The sequence below is a fragment of the Archangium violaceum genome (assembly GCF_016859125.1).
In the GTDB taxonomy this organism is placed as follows: Bacteria; Myxococcota; Myxococcia; order Myxococcales; family Myxococcaceae; genus Archangium; species Archangium violaceum_A.
The window spans coordinates 5,941,608-5,957,179 of the sequence record NZ_CP069338.1 but is presented as its reverse complement, the minus strand read 5'-3'; the positions used below and the strand labels follow the sequence as shown (position 1 = coordinate 5,957,179).

The window sequence follows — 15,572 nt, the reverse complement described above, 5'->3', positions numbered from 1 at the left end:
ATAGACTCCCCACCCGTATGAACCTGCTCCTCGTCGCCGTCGGGCTGTCCAAGGTGCTCTTCGGCGGACTGGTGGCCGCGCTCGGCATCTGGCTCGCCTTCCGCGGCCTCAACCGGCTCCTCGACACGGATCCAACCCGGGACCTGCGCGAGGGCAACGTCGCGGCGGGCGTCGTCCATGCCGCCAGCCTGCTCGCGCTCGGGCTGCTGGCGCAGAACGCGGTGAACGCCACCTTCGACGCGGTGGACCTCACCTTCCGCGGCTCCCTCCCGCGGCCGGGAATGCTGGTGCAGCTCACCGTGTTCGCCCTCATGCACGTGGGCGTGTCCCTCCTCGTGGGCACGGGCGTGCTCGCCCTGGGGGTGCTCCTGTTCGACAAGATGACGCCTGGCGTGGACGAGCTCGCCGAGGTGCGCCGCGGCAACGTGGCGCTCGCGCTCGTGCTGGCCGCCATCCTCCTCGTCATCGCCCTGCTCACCGCGCCGGGCCTCCAGGCCACCCTCAACGGCCTCATCCCCTTCCCCGAGCTCCCGCCCTCGACGTTCCGCGCCCCCACCTGATCCGTGGACACCCCGCCAGCCAACAAGGGAAAGACGTTCCTCGAGCTCTTCCTCGTCCTCTTCGCCGCCATGTGCTGCTGCGGCTTCCTCGGGCTGTACTGGCTCGCCTCCCGGGACGTGCACTCGCACACCCCCCTCACGGACACGGCCCAGCCGCTCGAGTCCATTGGCTCCCGGAGTCTCCACCTCGGCATGGTCCTCGTCCCCTCCTCCACTCCGCCGGGCGAGGCCCGGCTCTATGAGTGGCGCGCCGAGTCGCTCGATCCCCCGGAGTACCGGTTGGGCTACGGCCTGGGCAGCTCCCTCGCGAGCGCGCTCGAGCGCGAGCACCGGGCGTACGGCCGCAAGATGCATTTCCGTCAGCTCAGCCGGACCCGCTTCACGTACCAGGCCCCACCCGAGTGCCAGGCGGACATGCGCTGCATCTACGCCGAGCTGATGCGCAGCAACGCCGAACCCGTGCGCGAGCTGGGCAAACGCTTCGTCCAGCACATCCACACGCAGCGGCTCGACCCGGTGGCGGCCGCCGAGCTCATCATCACCTTCGTCCAGCGCATCCACTACGCGGAGCCCGAGGGCGAGCCCTTCGGCATCCTCCCGCCGGCGCTCGTCGCCGCGCAGGACCAGGGCGACTGCGACTCCAAGGCCGTGCTCGCGATGATGTTGCTGCGCCAGGCGGGCATCGACGCGGCCATCCTCTACTCGGACCCGCTCTCACACGCCGCCGTGGGCGTGGCCCTGCCCGTGCGCGGTCCCCCCATCCGCCTCGGAGACCGCGTGTACCGCTACGCGGAGCTCACCACCGAGGGGTGGCCCCTCGGGATGATCCCTCCCCAACACGACAAGCCACACCTGTGGAAGGCCCTGCCCCCCCCGCCGGAGCTGCCCGGCGAGCCGGACCCGGAGCTGGAGGCGTCCGAGTAGGGCTCACGGAGCCGGGGCACGCATCCGTTCGCGGACGTAGGCGTCGTACTCCTCCTTCATCGGGAGGGACTCGTCCACGCGCAGCCTCCGGCGCCAGGTGCGCACCGTCTGGCCATTGCGTGGATCCACGCCCTCCTTCTCGTACCGCTCCCAGGAGATGCCCGTGCCCCGGCGCTGCCAGAGTGGCAACTCGTTGAAGTTGATGCCCCGCTGGAAGAGGAGCTCGTTCTTGAAGCCCACCGACCTGCCGTGCAGCGCCCGCGAGGCCTGCGCCACGCTCTGGCCCTCCTTGCGCAGCGTCCAGTAGCACCAGCCGTGCAGCGCGCAGCGGGTCGCGTCCGCCTGCCTCCAGCGGAAGTAGTCCACCACCGCGCTCTCGCCCACGCCCATCCACACCCGGCTGTCGAACACCGCCGGCACTCCCGCCACGTGCGTGAACGTCGCGCTCGCCAGACCCGCGGAGATGGACACCAGCTTCTCCACCTCCCGGTCGAAGAGCGACCAGTCCGGCCGGAAGAGGACGGAGATCTCATCGCTCTCGGTGTACGCGTAGACGCCCTGCAGCTCCTCCACCAGCGCCGAGGCCGTGCGCACCATCTGCTGGTGCAGCGTGGCGTCGAAGGGCTTCTCGTAGCGCCCCTCGGTGAAGCGCGAGAAGCCCCGCCCATCCACCCGCAGCACGCACCACGCCCCGCGCAGCAGCCGCAGCGAGTGGAAGAACTCGCCCTCACGCATCCGCGTCTCGAAGTCGTTCGGATTCATCTCCCTCCCTCCATTCCCTCACGTGGAAGCCGCCCGCGGGGTCGACCCGCACGTGGAACAACGCATCGAAGCCCTCGGCGTACGAGGGCCACCACAATTTGCGGCGCGTGATGTGGAGCGCCTTGTCCGGCACCCGCGCCCGCCCCACCCTCCCCGCGTTGCGCGCGAGGCACGTCTCCAGGTCCGACTCGAAGGCGTAGCCCACCACCCGCGCGCCCTTCTCCCTGCCGATGGCGATGAGCGGCGCCCGTTCCTCGAGGAGTGGGTGGGTGTTGTCCACCACCACCGAGCGGCCCTGGGCCAACGCCTCGGTGATGAGCCGCCGCTGCCGGGCCTCGCGCTTGCGCGCGTTCGGCCACAGGTCCTTGCTCACGTGCACGTGCGTGGCCGCGAAGCGCTCCCGGTAGAAGCTGCTCTTCCCGGAGCCCTGCAAGCCGATGAAGAGGACGAGTTCCATGGCACGTCTCCCGCCTGACGGTGTGCACGCCGGGGCCCTGACGTCGAGGGCGGCCGTCCCCCCACCCCCTCACGCCGTGGGGCTCCGGCTCCTCAACCGGGCCGCCTCCTCCGCCTCGCCCGCGGCCTCCAGGATGGAGGCGGCGCGCGCGTAGTTCGAGGCCGCCTCCGTCCGGCGCAGGTGGGACTCGTCCACCTGGGCCGCGGCCAGCAGGAAGGGCACGGCGCGCCGGGACTCCCCACCGTCCAGCCAGTGTTGGGCGATGACGGCCGGGGCCGCCCGCCTGAGCTCCAACTGATGGGCCAGGCGCCGGTGCAGCAGCGCCCCCAGCGCGGAGGGAAGGGAGCCACGCACCGCCTCCAGCACCAGGTCGTGCGTGAAGTGCTCGCCCCGGAGGATCTGCGCCGCCTCCAGCTCACGCAGCGGCGCGGAGAAGGACAGCGGGCCCACCTCCAGCACCTCGCCGGCCAGCTCCAGGCTGAACTCCATCAGGGCCAGTGCCGCCACCTGGGCCAGCTGGAGCGCCAACGGGGACAGCCGCTCCAGGCGCTGCTGGATGAGCTGGCGCACACGCCCCGGAGGCGGCAGTCGCTCCGGCCATCCCCGCTCCAGACTGCCCGACTCCAACAGGTGCTTGAGCGTCTCGGTGATGAAGAGGGGGTTGCCTCCCGTATAGCGCGTCATCTCCCCGGTGAGCGCCGCGGCACCCGGGAGGGCGAGGCTGTCCAGCATCTCGCCCACCGCGTCTGGCGCGAGCGGCTCCAGGTGAAGGGACATCGCCAGGCCCGAGGCCTCCAGCCGTTGATGGCTGACCTGCGCCTCGCCACCGAGCTCGCCGCTACGGCAGCAGTCGATGATGATGGGGAAGGTGCCGGCCGCGTGGAAGCGGGAGTAGGCATAGGCCCCCACTTCCAGGCTGGCGGAGTCGGCGAACTGCAGGTCATCGGTGACGAAGCACGCCAGCCCCTCGGTGCAACGGCGGAGCACCTCGCTGTAGGCATCCAGGCAGCGCACGCGCTCCCCCTCGTTGCGCATGGGGGGAATCTCCTCGCCGGGCGCGAGCTCGGGCATCAGGCGCGCCAGCTCCCGGCGGATCCACGGCTCCAGGCCCCGCGCCATCTCGGGCCGCTCGGAGAAGATCTCCCGGATGTTCCGCACGAACAGCGAGTAGGGCACGTCCTCGTCTCCGGGCCGGGCCGAGAACACCGTGTAGCGGCCCTTGGACGCCGCGAAGTCATGCGCGAGGCGCGTCTTGCCCACGCCCGGCTCGGCCAGCAGCAGCATGATCTGCCTCGACTCCCACGCCGCCTCCATCCGCGCCCACTCCCGCGCGCGGCCCACCAGCACCGGCGGACGGAGGACGGACGACGGCAGGGCCCGGCTCGACGGGTTCCCGGGGGTGAGAGGCCGCACCTGCCCTCGCTCGATGTCCCGCGCCAGCGCGAGCGTGTCCGGGTGCGGCGCCGCATCGTACTCCTCGAGCAACATCTTCCGGCAGCGCTCGAAGTGGTTCAGCGCCGCCATCCGGTCTCCCACCAGATAGTGCAGCCGCATCAACCGCCGGTAGGCCTCCTCGGAGAGCGGATCCAACACCAGCAGCCGCTCGGCGAAGTGCAGCGCCCCCGCCAGGTTTCCCTCCTGCTCTCGGGAGTCCGCCGCGGCACGGGCGGCGCGACACCTCAGGGCCTCGAGCTGCGCGCGGGCTCGGAGCACCCACGCCTCGAAGTCCGGGCAGTCGTCGAAGTCCAGGGTGCCCAGCAGCGAGCCCGCCAGCGCCAGGGCCCGGGTGTGGCGGCCCGCGAAGACATGGGCCTCCAGCTCCACCGCGTCGGTGGACACCCGCTCGGAGAGGGAGATCACATCCCCTCCGAGCACCAGATCCGCCCCCGTGGCCACCCGGAGCCGGCGCAGGAGCTGGCGCATGTTGTTGCGCGCCGTGTCCTCACCCGAGCCGGGCCACAGCAGACCCGCCAGCCTGTACTTGGGCGTGGACCCCTCCAGCGCCAGGTAGGCCAGGACCGCCGCCACCCGGCGCTGCAACTCCAGGGGCTCCGCGAGACCCAGGAGCCGGGCGCCCCCGAGCACGTCCAACCGCCAATCCGCCACGTGTTCCCCCCTGCCGCCCGAGTGAACGACCGACGCCCTCGGGCCCCTTCAGGTCCAGAACCCCGTCGGCTGTCCGAGGAGGGCGGCTCCGGCCTGGCCAAACCACCCCTCAGCGGCAGACGCATGCTGCCTGAAGGTGTAGATGTCACGGAAGCGCCTCTGTAGGGAGGAGCCATCCTTGAGCGAGTGGGCGCCCCCGGCCCGATAGCAGGTTTCCACTACACCGGCCGCCGTCTCCGTCACCCAGGCCAGGGTGGCCGACAGGCGCGGCGCCAGGGCGGGAACGGAGGAGGGCTCGTTCACACACGCGGACCAGAGCTCCGCCACCGTGTCGCGCAGGAGCACGCGGGCGGCGCGCACACTCATCTCGGTGCGGCCGAGCTCGAGCTGGAAGACGGGAGACTCGATGAGCGGGACGCGGGCGTACATCCGCCGCTTGCCCTTCGTGACGAGCTGCACCACGTCGTCCACCGCGCCCTGGGCGATGCCCAGCGCCACCGCCGCCATGTGCAGGACGAAGTGCAGCACCGGCGCGACGAAGCCCGGACGCTGGATGTTGGACACGCCGAAGAAGATGTCGAAGGAGCTCTCCTCGGGACAGAAGGCCCCCTCGAGCGCGACGTCATGGCTGCCCGTGCCCTTCAGGCCGAGCACGTTCCACGTGTCGATGATGCGCACCTCATTGGCCTTGAAGAGCATGGCGCGCGTCTGGGGAGCCCCCGGGATGGGGCCGGGACGCGGCTGGCCGTTCTCCAGGACGACGCAATTGGCGAACAGCCAATCACAATGCTCGCAGCCGCTGGCGAAGGCCCAACGCCCGGTGACGCGATAGCCGCCCTTCTCCACCAGGGCCTGCCCCTGCGCGTTGAAGGGGCCGCCCAGGATGACGTCCGGCCCGGCCGAGTAGATGGCGTCGAAGCGCTCGCGAGGCAGGAGCGCGAAGAGGTGCGGGCTCTCCATGCCGATCATCGTCGTCCAGGCGGCGGCGCCGTCCGCGCGGGCGAGTGTTTCCAGGACCTCACAGGAGGTCCACAGGTCGGCCTCGTAGCCGCCGTGGCCGCGAGGCACGAACATGCGGAAGAACCCCGCCCGCTTGAATTGCTCGAGCAACTCCAACGGCAACCTCCGCCCCGATTCGATGTCGGCGGCCCGGGCGGCAATCACCGGGGCCAGGTCACGCGCGGCTTCCAGCACCTTCGTTGCTTCAGCGTTCTTCATGCGTCACTCCTGGTCGGGGTCGCAGGAGTCCCCCCCTGTGACGATTCCGACAGGAGTGATGATTACCGCCAGGGGTGTGACCGGGCCGTGACCATCCTCACGGCACCCCCAGCACCCGGGAGACCGCCGCCACGTAGCGCCTCCACGTCCGCGTCTCGTCCTTCAGATGGGAGTGGCCCTCGGGGGTGAGGCGGTAGAACTTCACACGGCGGTTCTTCTCCGACAGGCCCCACACCGCCTCCAGCAAGCCCCGCTTCTCCAACCGGTGCAGCGCCGGGTAGAGCACCCCCTCCTCTACCGTCAGCTCCAGTCCGCTTCGCGTGTGCACGGACTCGGCCACCGCGGCGCCATGCAACGGGCCCCACGACAGGCTCTTGAGGATCAGCATGTCCAGTGTGCCCTGCAACAACTCCAGCGGCTCGTCCGCCATGGGGCCCTCCATACGGGTTGTCATACCCCGCCCCCCATGGAAACCTGACCGCGAGAAGAAAGGGAGGGGCGCATGGACATCATCACCATCGACAAGCAGGGAGAGAAGGTCCGTCTCGACGCGATCCCCACCGTCCCTCCAGAGAAGACGGACAAGAACGAGGCGAAGCGGGAGCTGGACGTGCTCGGCGAGGAGCTCTTCGACCTGCAGGATCTCCTGTGGGGCGCGCGCATGAACTCCGTGCTCATCGTGCTCCAGGGCCGGGACACGGCCGGGAAGGACGGGACCATCAAGCACGTCGCGGGCTACCTCAACCCCCGGGGCGTCAGCGTCGCCTCCTTCGGCGTGCCCTCCGAGGAGGAGCGGGAGCACGACTTCCTCTGGCGCATCCACCAACGCACCCCACGCAAGGGCGAGCTCGCCATCTTCAACCGCTCGCACTACGAGGACGTACTCGTCGTGCGTGTGCAGGGGCTCGCCCCGGAGTCACTCTGGAGGGAGCGCTACGGGCACATCCGCGACTTCGAGGAGATGCTCGCCGAGCACGGGACGATCATCCTGAAGTTCTTCCTCCACATCAGCCGCGAGGAGCAGGAGCAGCGCCTGCTGGACAGGGAGAAGGAGCCGCGCAAGGCCTGGAAGATCAACGCCGGGGATTGGGAGGATCGGGAGCACTGGGACGACTACACCCGGGCCTACGAGGAGGTCCTCGAGCGCACGTCCACCAAGAAGGCCCCGTGGACCATCGTCCCGGCGGACGCGAAGTGGTACCGCAACCTCGTGGTGGCGCGCGCGCTCCTCGAGGCCCTCCGGCCCTACCGCAAGAGCTGGCAGGAGCGGCTCGACGAGGTGGGCACGCGCAAGAAGGCGGAGCTCGAGGCCTGGCGCAAGGGCCGGTAGGACCCTGTACAGTGGCGCGGCATGCCCGTCCGAGAGCTGTGGATTGAAGGCTACCGCTCGGTCCAGTCGTTGCGCTTCCCGCTCGCCCCGGTGACGGTGGTGGTGGGCCCCAACGGGTGCGGCAAGACGAACGTCTACCGCGCGCTGCAGCTGCTGCACACCGGCGCCGAGGGGACGCTGGCGCGCACGCTGGCCGAGGAGGGCGGGCTGCCCTCCGTCCTGTGGGCGGGCCCTCGCAAGAAGGGCGAGCCGGCGCGCCTCACCGTGGGCGTGCGGCTGGAGGACCTCGCCTACGAGCTGTCCTGCGGAGTCGTGCCGCCCCCCGAGGGACCCTTCAGCCTGGACCCGGACGTGAAGGAGGAGACGGTGTGGCTCCACGAGGGCAAGCGCCGGCACGTGGTGGCCGAGCGCCGCTCCCGGAGTGCCTTCGCGCGCGACGCGGAGGGCCGCCGCACCACCTTCGCGGCCGAGCTGTGGGGCAGTGAGTCCGTGCTGGCGCAGATCTCCGAGCCGCACCGCTTCCCGCTGCTGAGCGCGCTGCGCGGGGAGCTGCTCCGCTGGCGCTTCTACCACCACTTCCGGACCGATCCGGCGTCGCCCCTGCGTCACGCACAGGTGGGCGTGCGCACGCCCGCGCTGGCACACGATGGGAGGGACCTGGCGGCGGCGTTGATGACCATCGACGACATCGGCGACGACCGGGGGCTGCACGCGGCGGTGGAGAGCGCCTTCCCCGGCTCGCGCCTGGAGCTCTCCAGCGAGGACGGCCGCTTCTCCTTCCGCATGCGCATGCCCGGGCTGCAGCGCCCGCTGGAGGCGACGGAGCTGTCCGATGGGACACTGCGCTACCTCTGCCTGCTCGCCGCCCTGCTCTCCCCCCGGCCGCCGCCCTTCCTCGCGCTCAACGAGCCGGAGACGAGCCTGCATCCCTCCCTGCTGGAACCGCTGGGACGCCTCATCGCCGCGGCGAGCCGCCGCGGCCAGGTGTTCGTCACCACGCATGCCCACGAGCTCGCCACCGCGCTCGAGGAGCACGCGGGGGCCTCCGTCCTTCCATTGCACAAGGCGGGAGGCGCCACGGAGCTCGTCCAGGGCTCAATTCCTGCTCACGACTGACAATGCACCCGCAACAAGGTGCTGCTCGACATTTGAGCAGGCGGACCGGGGTCTCCTGGTACGCGGGCTGGCTGGTTCCCGTGTGCCGTAGGAGTCCGGTTCCGCCCCTGCTCAATCCCGGGCCTTCGTGTGTCCTCGCGCCGTCCCGAGCGTCCCCGAGGGGCCGCTCCCGGGCATGCGTGCGCGCGCCGACGCACCCTGACGCGCCCCATTCCTCTCAACCAGTGTGTCTGTCTTCAACCCGCGGGTGACGCCCCCCGACGGGAACGGCAAGTCTTCATGTCTCGCACCACCCGAATCGAGCGCTACCGCAACATCGGCATCATGGCCCACATCGACGCGGGCCCATCCGGTGGTGGCCTGGCGCGCTTCGGCCACCCTGCGCCTGGCCACCTACGAGCCGGTGCCCGACGCGCTCCAGGCCTCGGTGCTGGCGGCGGCCCACCCGTAGTCAGCGGAAGGCAGGGCCCGGGGCGCGGTGAGCCCCGGGCCCGCTCGGGACATTACGCCGCCCGCGGCATGTGCTGCGGGCCCACCATGTTCGAGGGCGCGTCGCCCACGTACTCCGCGTCACCGAAGGCCAGGAGCAGGAAGAAGATGGGCGAAAGGAAGATGAGTCCGAGCGCGAATCCGGTCCCCTTGCCAAAGGCCTTCGCCAGCGCCACGTACATCATGATGCCCACGACGAAGTTGACGATCGGGATGAAGAACAACACCAGCCACCACGCGGGCTTGCCGACGATCTTCAGCATCACGAGGATGTTGTAGAAGGGAACCAGCGAGGCCCAACCCGGCTGACCCGCCTTGGTGTAGATCTTCCACATCGCGACGATGAAAACCGCGGCGATCGCGAACGCCACCAGCATCCCAAAGATGCCGCCCTGGGCAGCAGCAGCGGCCTGCTCCTGCGTCATTTCGTACTGAGCCTGCTCCATGTGAAACCCCCTCTTTCAGGATCCACTCCGTGCGGACCCGTCAGGACCCGAAAGCTACGTGGGATGTTCACTGAAATGCAATTGACCCCACACGTTCACCACGCGCCGCGTCAGGCCGTGCCCCGCGAGAAAATCCACCTGGCCGTGTCAGAGCGATGACGTAGCCCATGTTGAAATGAGCGACATGTTCCTTCACGCCCTCGGACACTTCCACCCGGAGAACATCATCACCAACGCGTTCCTCCAGGAGATCGGCCTGGAGACGGATGACACCTGGATCGTCGAGCGGGTGGGCATCCGCACCCGACACACGGTGCTGCCGCTCGAGTACATCCGCGAGACCCGCAACCGCGACGTCCGCGGAGCCCAGGAGGCGGCCCTGTACTCCAACGCGGAGACGGGCAGGCGCGCGGCGTTGATGGCGCTCGAGCGCGCGGGGCGTGGCGTGAAGGACGTGGGCATGGTGGTGGCGGGCGGCTGCTCGCCCGACGAGTGCATCCCCGCGGAGGCCTGCCGCATCGCGGAGGCGCTGAACATCGATGCGCCCGCGGTGGATCTCAACGCGGCCTGCTCCTCCTTCTGCGCCCAGCTGCACTTCCTCGACAGCATGAAGCCCGAGCGCCTGCCGGACTTCATCCTGGTGGTGAATCCGGAGAACTCCACCCGAGTGGTGGACTACTCGGACCGCTCCAGCTGCGTGCTGTGGGGCGATGGCACCAGCGCCGCGTTGCTCAGCCCGCGCGTCCCCGGCCCCTGGCGCATCACCCATACGCTGCTCGGAGGGGATCCCTCGGGCGCGGACAAGGTGAAGGTGCCTCGCTTCGGCCACTTCACCCAGCAGGGCTCGGCGGTGCAGGCCTTCGCCATCAAGCGCGCGACCGAGACCTTCCTCACGTTGCGCGAGCACTACCTCGCGGCGTCCCCGGGGCGCACCCCGGAGGGACCGAGCCTCATCGGACACCAGGCCAACCTGCGCATGCTGGAGTCGGTGCAGCGGCGCACCGGGGTGGCCGATGCGCGCCACTTCTTCAACGTGGATCGCCGTGGCAACTGTGGGGCGTCGGGTGCTCCCACAGTGCTCTCGGAGAACTGGGACGATCCACGGCTGGGAGACGCGGTCGCGCTCGCCGTGGTGGGCAGCGGCCTCACCTGGGCGGGTACCCTGCTCGAGCGGACTACTGCTGGAGCGTGAACGTGTAGATGGGCCAGGAGCTCGGATCGTAGGCGACGCAGCCCCCGCGATCCCAGTTCTTGAACCGCAGCTCCAGCGTACGGGCGCCGGCCGGCGCGGTGATGGTGGCGGGCACCGACACGCGCACGTAATCGCTTTGATTGGTCACGTAGGCTGCCTGGAAGGTGCCGTAGTCGAAGCGGTACTCGACGCTGATGAACCAGGTATCCATGCCGCTGTACGTCGCGCGGCACTTCTTCAACCGATCCAGGGTGTACTGAACGGTGAAGGGCTGGCCGGCGCGCAGGGTGCCGGTGACCGCGTACGGGCCACTCGCCGGGAAGGAAATGACCGGGGTCTGGGTCTGCGCCGCGACGGAGGTGGCGAGCAACAGAGGGAGGACGAACGCGCAGAGCTTGGACGACAAGGGATTCTCCTGAAGGGGGGTAGGGCCGGAGGATTATCTGGGAACCCGCGAAAGAGTTTCCTGGGCACCAGGCCGGTCCACACGCCTCGATGCTGGCGGGTTCGCGGTTCGAGGCGTACAACGCGCGCCCATGAAATCCCTCCACGTCGCCATCGTCGGTGCCGGGCCCGCCGGCTCATCCGCGGCCACGTTCCTCGCGCAGCAGGGTGCCCGGGTGACGTTGCTCGAGCGCGGCCGCTTCCCCCGGGACAAGATCTGCGGAGATGGCTGCACGCCCCGGACGCTGTGGATGCTGGAGCGACTGGGGCTCGGGACACTGCCCGGCAGCGAGACCGAGGCCGCGCCGGTGGACGCCATCTACGCCATCTCCCCGGGAGGCGTGGTGTTGGACATGGCCATCCCGACCCGGCTCTTCGGCGGCAAGGCCAGCGTCATCCCCCGCCAGGTGCTCGACGAGCGGCTCGTCCAGCGCGCGGTCCAGTCCGGCGCCAAGCTGCGCGAGGGCGTACGGGTGGAGGGGATCGAGCGGGAGGCCAACGGTATCGTCCTGCGCTGCCGCGACGGAGAGGCCGTGCGCGCCGACCTCGTGCTGGGATGCGATGGCTCACCCTCGGTGGTGCGGCGCGCGCTCGGGGCGCCCGACTTCCCGGACCATGAGGGCGCCTTCGCGGTCCGCGCCTACTACGAGAACGTCCGCCTCTCCCGTCCTCGGAGCATGGCCTTCTACTGGGAGAAGGAGCTGCTGCCCGCCTATGGGTGGATCTTCCCCCTGCCGGATGGGCGGGCCAACGTGGGGCTGGGCCTGCGCGCGGACCAGCTCGCCGCGTCCGGAGCGAAGCTGCCCGAGCTGATGGAGCGCTTCTGCGCGAGCCCTCACGTGGCGGCGGAGCTGGCCGGAGCCAGGCGCGTGGGCAAGGTGAAGGGGCATCACCTGCCCTTCGGCTCCTTCGCCCGGCACACCCACTTCGATCGGGCGCTGCTGCTGGGAGACGCGGCCGGCTTCGTCAACCCGCTCACGGGCGAGGGCATCGAGTTCGCCCTGGAGTCAGGCGCCTTCGCCGCCGAGGCGGTGGCCGAAGCGGTGGCGGCGGGCGACCTGTCGGCGCGGGGGCTCGGTGGCTACGCGCGGCGTTGGCAGACGCGCTTCCGCACCGCGTTCCAGCTCAACCGCAAGCTGATGTTCGCCTTCGAGCGACCCCGGCTGTTGGACCGTACCTTTCGCGCGGCGATCCGGAATGAGCGTGTCCGCGACGAGCTCGCGGACGTCATCAGTGGCGAGGCCTCGAGCATCTCCTGGCGCTTCCTCGCGGGCGTGGCGCTCGGGCGCTGAGCGCTCCGTCTCCCTCACGTGACGCGCGGATGACGGGTGCATGGCGATGTGCGAGGGAGACGACCATGCACCGCCCCGCACGTACCGGCGAGTGTTCACCAGCGAAGCAGGCGCCAACCCCACGCGGCGCGTTACCACACGGCTCTGACGCGTGGATGACGTCTGAAAACGGAGCCCCCGGAACACCCTCCCGCCCCCTTGCACGCCCTTGGTGCGTGGGCACATTCTTCCTCGTGGGACGGCCACACAGGGGAGATGGGCATGCTTTCCATCCACGAGCACGCAACGCTGGAAGACGCGAGCACCGAGTTGCTCGATTTCGCCCTCGCTCCGTCCAACTGGACGGCGGCGCTGCCGGCCGATCAAGCGCCGGCCTCGGTGCAAGGGGACGTGCAGTATCAGAGGCGCGTGGGTTCGCTGCGCATCTACACGGTCGTCGAGGTGGCCTCCTCGCTCGACGTGTTCCTGCGCGTCGCCTTCCGCGCGCCCGGCCTCACCCCGGTGAAGGCCGCGGACCTCCTGGAGACCTTCCTCAAGCAGCGCCTGCCGCTCACGCCCAACAGCGAGTGGCAGGTGGAAGTGGACGAGCGCCGGTGGATCCACTTCGTGCGGCGCTACTCGGCTCCCCGCCTTCAGGCCTGAGCCCGGGCGGGTTCGCGCGTCCCACCACCCGGGACGTGCTTCTGCCCACCCACCACCTGGCCGTCCTTCACCTCGATGAGCCAGTAGCCCTCGCGCCCCGCCTGGGTGGACGAACCCGCGCTGAAGATGTGGGGGCGCTCGGCGGTGGCCGGGTGGTGGTAGCGGTGGTGGATGTGGCCGTGCAGCACCGCGTAGCGCGGCCCGGGCAACAGCTGGAAGAGCTCCCGCGCGTCCTTCAATCCATGAAGCAGGCTGTCCGCCCGGCCCTTGTGGGTGAGCGGTGCGTGGTGCAGCACCACCAGCACGGCCCGGCCGGCGAGCCGCGGATCCTTCACCAACGCCGCGAGCCCCTCCAACTGCGCCGGGCCGATATAGCCATGGGCGAAGCCCGGCATGAAGGGCACCCGCGCGGAGAGCAGACCCACCACGGCGGCCTCCGTGCCCACCAGCCGAACGAAGGGGAAGGCGCCCTCGCGGCGGTACTCGGGCAGATCGCTCTCTAGAAGATGGCCGAAGTGACGCGCGAAGCGGCCCGCGCGGTGGCTGCCCGGGGTGAAGACGTCATGGTTGCCGGGGACGACGGTGCAGCGCCCCGGATCCTCGGCCAGCGCGCCGAGCGACGCGCGCGCCAGCTGGAATTCCGGCTCCAACGCGTACGCGGTGAGATCCCCGGAGAGGATGAAGTGGTCCACCCCGTGCTGCTCCGCGTCACTCGCGATGGTGGCGAGCGTCTCGGGCGCCCGCGCATAGGCCTTGCCGCGCCCCCCCACGGATAGCTCGGCCATGGCGATCCATCGCCGCCAGCCGAGCTTCAGCAGGGGCAGGGAGGGGTAGTTGGCGGTGATATGGACGTCGGAGCAGTGGAGGAAACGCATCGAGGTCATCCAGGGCACACCAGTCAGCACGGGCACGCACCCTCGCCCGGTTCCTTGCCGGGACTAACCCGCCGCGAGGCTGGTGGCCATGGAAAGCTGCGCATGGTTAGTCTGCCGCACACCCCATGAGCTTCCGCGGACGCTTCGCGCCCAGCCCGACCGGGCGCATCCACCTCGGCAATGCCCGCAGCGCGCTGCTCGGATGGCTCCAGGCCCGCGCGGCCGGAGGCCAGTTCCTGCTGCGCATCGAGGATCTCGATCGCGCGCGCTGCAAGCCCCAGTTCCTCGAGGACCTGTACCGGGACCTGGAGTGGCTGGGCCTGGACTGGGACGAGCCGCCCCTCGTCCAGAGTCAGCGCGATGACGTCTACCGGCAAGCCCTGGAGACGCTGGAGCGGACGGGCCGCGTCTATCCCTGCTTCTGCACGCGCGCGGAGATCGCCCGGGCGGCGAGCGCCCCCCATGGCTTGAGCGAGGAAGGTCCGCGCTACCCCGGGACGTGCGCCCCGCTCACCCCCGAGGCCCGCGCCGAACGAGCCCGCGCGCGGGTCCCCGCCCTGCGCTTCCAGGCGGCACCCGGAGAGTGGTGCTTCGAGGACGGGCTGCACGGCCGCTACTGCCAGGACGTGGCCACGGTGGTGGGAGACTTCGTCGTGCGCCGCAACGATGGAGTGGCCAGCTACCAGCTCGCCGTGGTGGTGGACGACGTGGCCAGTGGCATCACCGACGTGCTCCGGGGGGACGACCTCCTGTCCTCGACGCCCCGACAGCTTCAAATCCACGAAGCGCTCGGCCACATGCCTCCGCGCTTCTGGCACGTGCCCCTGGTCCTCGGAGAGGATGGCAAGCGGCTGGCCAAGCGGGAGGGCGCCTTCGCGGTGGCCGAGCTGCGCGAGCGGGGCATCCCCGTCGAGCGGGTGCTCGGGTTGCTGGCGGCGTGGAGTGGACTGGGAGACGGCGAGCCCGTGAGCCTGGAGGAGCTGGTGCGGAGGTTCCGTCCCGAGCTGCTCCCCCGCTCGCCCGTCGTCGCCCGCGAGGCGCTGTTGAAGACGGCGTTGGGCCTCGGGGACGCGAGCGGACATGGCCAGGGTTGAAGGTGGACATGTCGGGTAGAGCCGTCTTCCTCTGGGTGGTCATCCCCTTCGTGGCCCTGAGCGCGCTGGCGCTCTGGCTCACGAGGGACACGCCGACGCACGCCGTGACCGTGGCCAGCGGGGAGGCGCCCCCCCTACCCGAGCCACCGAAACCCAAGCCACCGAAGCGGTCGCCCCCTCTGGCACCGGCCCTCGCGCCCCCGCCGGAACCCACTCCCCGGGAGCCCCCGCCCTCCCCTCCTCCTCCACCGGAGAACGAGCCTCTCGAGGAGCCCCCCCCGGGCACCTGGAGCCGGGAGGAGATCCGCGTGGCCCTCCGCGCCGTCCAGCCCCTGGTGCGCTCGTGCCTCGAGGACGCCTCGGTGCGCCACCCGGGCCCACACTCCGTGAAGCTGCGTTTCACCCTCGATGCGCGGGGGGAGCACGGCCGGTTCCAGCGCGGCGAAGTGGTGGAGAGCAGCGTGCAGGATCCCTTCGTCACCGCCTGCCTGCTCGATACTCTCGCCGACACACAATTTTCCGCCCCGCCTGGGAACCCCCCTCTCACCCTGACACACCCGTTCCACTTCCGACCCCGGTAAGCTCGGAGTCTCTTGAAAGCCCCGGCGGGGCCTGTGGTGTACTC

The 15,572-nt window shown here is 70.3% G+C and carries 17 protein-coding genes; 9 read left to right on the top strand and 8 right to left on the bottom strand.

Annotated features, from left to right (window positions below):
- The first annotated feature begins 17 nt into the window (after positions 1 to 17).
- A complete protein-coding gene (locus tag JQX13_RS25535) occupies positions 18 to 560 on the top strand; it encodes a DUF350 domain-containing protein (RefSeq protein WP_203411510.1) in 543 nt (180 codons plus the stop codon).
- Positions 561 to 563: 3 nt separating this feature from the next.
- Positions 564 to 1,484 (top strand): transglutaminase domain-containing protein, encoded by a 921-nt coding sequence (locus tag JQX13_RS25530; protein WP_239015159.1) that lies wholly within the window; start codon positions 564 to 566, stop codon positions 1,482 to 1,484.
- Positions 1,485 to 1,487: 3 nt separating this feature from the next.
- On the opposite strand, the gene JQX13_RS25525 is transcribed toward JQX13_RS25530, so the two are convergent.
- The 5 genes from JQX13_RS25525 to JQX13_RS25505 all read right to left on the bottom strand — a co-directional run bounded on the left by JQX13_RS25525 (position 1,488) and on the right by JQX13_RS25505 (position 6,457).
- Positions 1,488 to 2,246 (bottom strand): tRNA(His) guanylyltransferase Thg1 family protein, encoded by a 759-nt coding sequence (locus JQX13_RS25525; protein WP_203411509.1) that lies wholly within the window; start codon positions 2,244 to 2,246, stop codon positions 1,488 to 1,490.
- A complete protein-coding gene (locus JQX13_RS25520; protein WP_203411508.1) occupies positions 2,212 to 2,703 on the bottom strand; it encodes an ATP-binding protein in 492 nt (163 codons plus the stop codon). Before JQX13_RS25520 ends, JQX13_RS25525 begins: the two co-directional genes overlap by 35 nt.
- Positions 2,704 to 2,772: 69 nt before the next feature.
- Positions 2,773 to 4,809: a BTAD domain-containing putative transcriptional regulator gene (locus JQX13_RS55530; protein ID WP_203411507.1), complete on the bottom strand. Its 2,037-nt coding sequence runs from the start codon at positions 4,807 to 4,809 to the stop codon at positions 2,773 to 2,775.
- A gap of 48 nt (positions 4,810 to 4,857) precedes the next feature.
- Positions 4,858 to 6,027, bottom strand: a complete 1,170-nt coding sequence (locus JQX13_RS25510) for an acyl-CoA dehydrogenase family protein (protein ID WP_203411506.1) — start codon at positions 6,025 to 6,027, stop codon at positions 4,858 to 4,860.
- A gap of 97 nt (positions 6,028 to 6,124) precedes the next feature.
- Positions 6,125 to 6,457: a PadR family transcriptional regulator gene (locus JQX13_RS25505; protein ID WP_203411505.1), complete on the bottom strand. Its 333-nt coding sequence runs from the start codon at positions 6,455 to 6,457 to the stop codon at positions 6,125 to 6,127.
- A gap of 72 nt (positions 6,458 to 6,529) precedes the next feature.
- Here JQX13_RS25505 and JQX13_RS25500 point away from each other — a divergent pair, with 72 nt between their 5' ends.
- The gene (locus tag JQX13_RS25500; protein ID WP_203411504.1) at positions 6,530 to 7,357 is read left to right on the top strand and encodes a polyphosphate kinase 2 family protein; all 828 of its coding nucleotides are present in this window, start codon (positions 6,530 to 6,532) and stop codon (positions 7,355 to 7,357) included.
- Positions 7,358 to 7,378: 21 nt separating this feature from the next.
- Positions 7,379 to 8,473 carry an AAA family ATPase gene (locus JQX13_RS25495; protein WP_203411503.1) on the top strand — a complete coding sequence of 365 codons (1,095 nt, stop codon included), beginning with the start codon at positions 7,379 to 7,381 and terminating at the stop codon, positions 8,471 to 8,473.
- Positions 8,474 to 8,976: 503 nt separating this feature from the next.
- Here JQX13_RS25495 and JQX13_RS25490 read toward each other — a convergent pair.
- On the bottom strand, positions 8,977 to 9,408 hold the full coding sequence (locus JQX13_RS25490) for a DUF5684 domain-containing protein (RefSeq protein ID WP_239015157.1): 432 nt from the start codon (positions 9,406 to 9,408) through the stop codon (positions 8,977 to 8,979).
- A 184-nt stretch (positions 9,409 to 9,592) separates the two neighbouring features.
- On the opposite strand from JQX13_RS25490, the gene JQX13_RS25485 reads away from it, so the two are divergent.
- Complete coding sequence (locus JQX13_RS25485; protein ID WP_203411502.1) at positions 9,593 to 10,600, top strand: 3-oxoacyl-ACP synthase III family protein; 1,008 nt, start codon at positions 9,593 to 9,595, stop codon at positions 10,598 to 10,600.
- On the opposite strand, the gene JQX13_RS25480 is transcribed toward JQX13_RS25485, so the two are convergent.
- Entirely contained in the window at positions 10,584 to 11,006 is a 423-nt protein-coding gene (locus JQX13_RS25480; protein WP_203411501.1) for a DUF6209 family protein, read from the bottom strand. The two genes, JQX13_RS25485 and JQX13_RS25480, sit on opposite strands and share 17 nt — an antisense overlap.
- A 130-nt stretch (positions 11,007 to 11,136) precedes the next feature.
- Between JQX13_RS25480 and JQX13_RS25475 the strand changes: the two genes are divergently transcribed.
- Complete coding sequence (locus JQX13_RS25475) at positions 11,137 to 12,336, top strand: NAD(P)/FAD-dependent oxidoreductase (RefSeq protein ID WP_203411500.1); 1,200 nt, start codon at positions 11,137 to 11,139, stop codon at positions 12,334 to 12,336.
- A gap of 261 nt (positions 12,337 to 12,597) precedes the next feature.
- Entirely contained in the window at positions 12,598 to 12,978 is a 381-nt protein-coding gene (locus tag JQX13_RS25470; RefSeq protein WP_203411499.1) for a hypothetical protein, read from the top strand.
- On the opposite strand, the gene JQX13_RS25465 is transcribed toward JQX13_RS25470, so the two are convergent.
- Positions 12,969 to 13,853, bottom strand: coding sequence for a metallophosphoesterase family protein (locus tag JQX13_RS25465; RefSeq protein ID WP_203412205.1), 885 nt, complete (start codon positions 13,851 to 13,853; stop codon positions 12,969 to 12,971). The two genes, JQX13_RS25470 and JQX13_RS25465, sit on opposite strands and share 10 nt — an antisense overlap.
- Positions 13,854 to 13,978: 125 nt before the next feature.
- On the opposite strand from JQX13_RS25465, the gene gluQRS reads away from it, so the two are divergent.
- Entirely contained in the window at positions 13,979 to 14,947 is a 969-nt protein-coding gene (gene gluQRS, locus JQX13_RS25460; RefSeq protein ID WP_203411498.1) for a tRNA glutamyl-Q(34) synthetase GluQRS, read from the top strand.
- 8 nt (positions 14,948 to 14,955) lie between these two features.
- Positions 14,956 to 15,528: an AgmX/PglI C-terminal domain-containing protein gene (locus JQX13_RS25455; RefSeq protein WP_203411497.1), complete on the top strand. Its 573-nt coding sequence runs from the start codon at positions 14,956 to 14,958 to the stop codon at positions 15,526 to 15,528.
- The last annotated feature ends 44 nt before the right edge of the window (positions 15,529 to 15,572 follow it).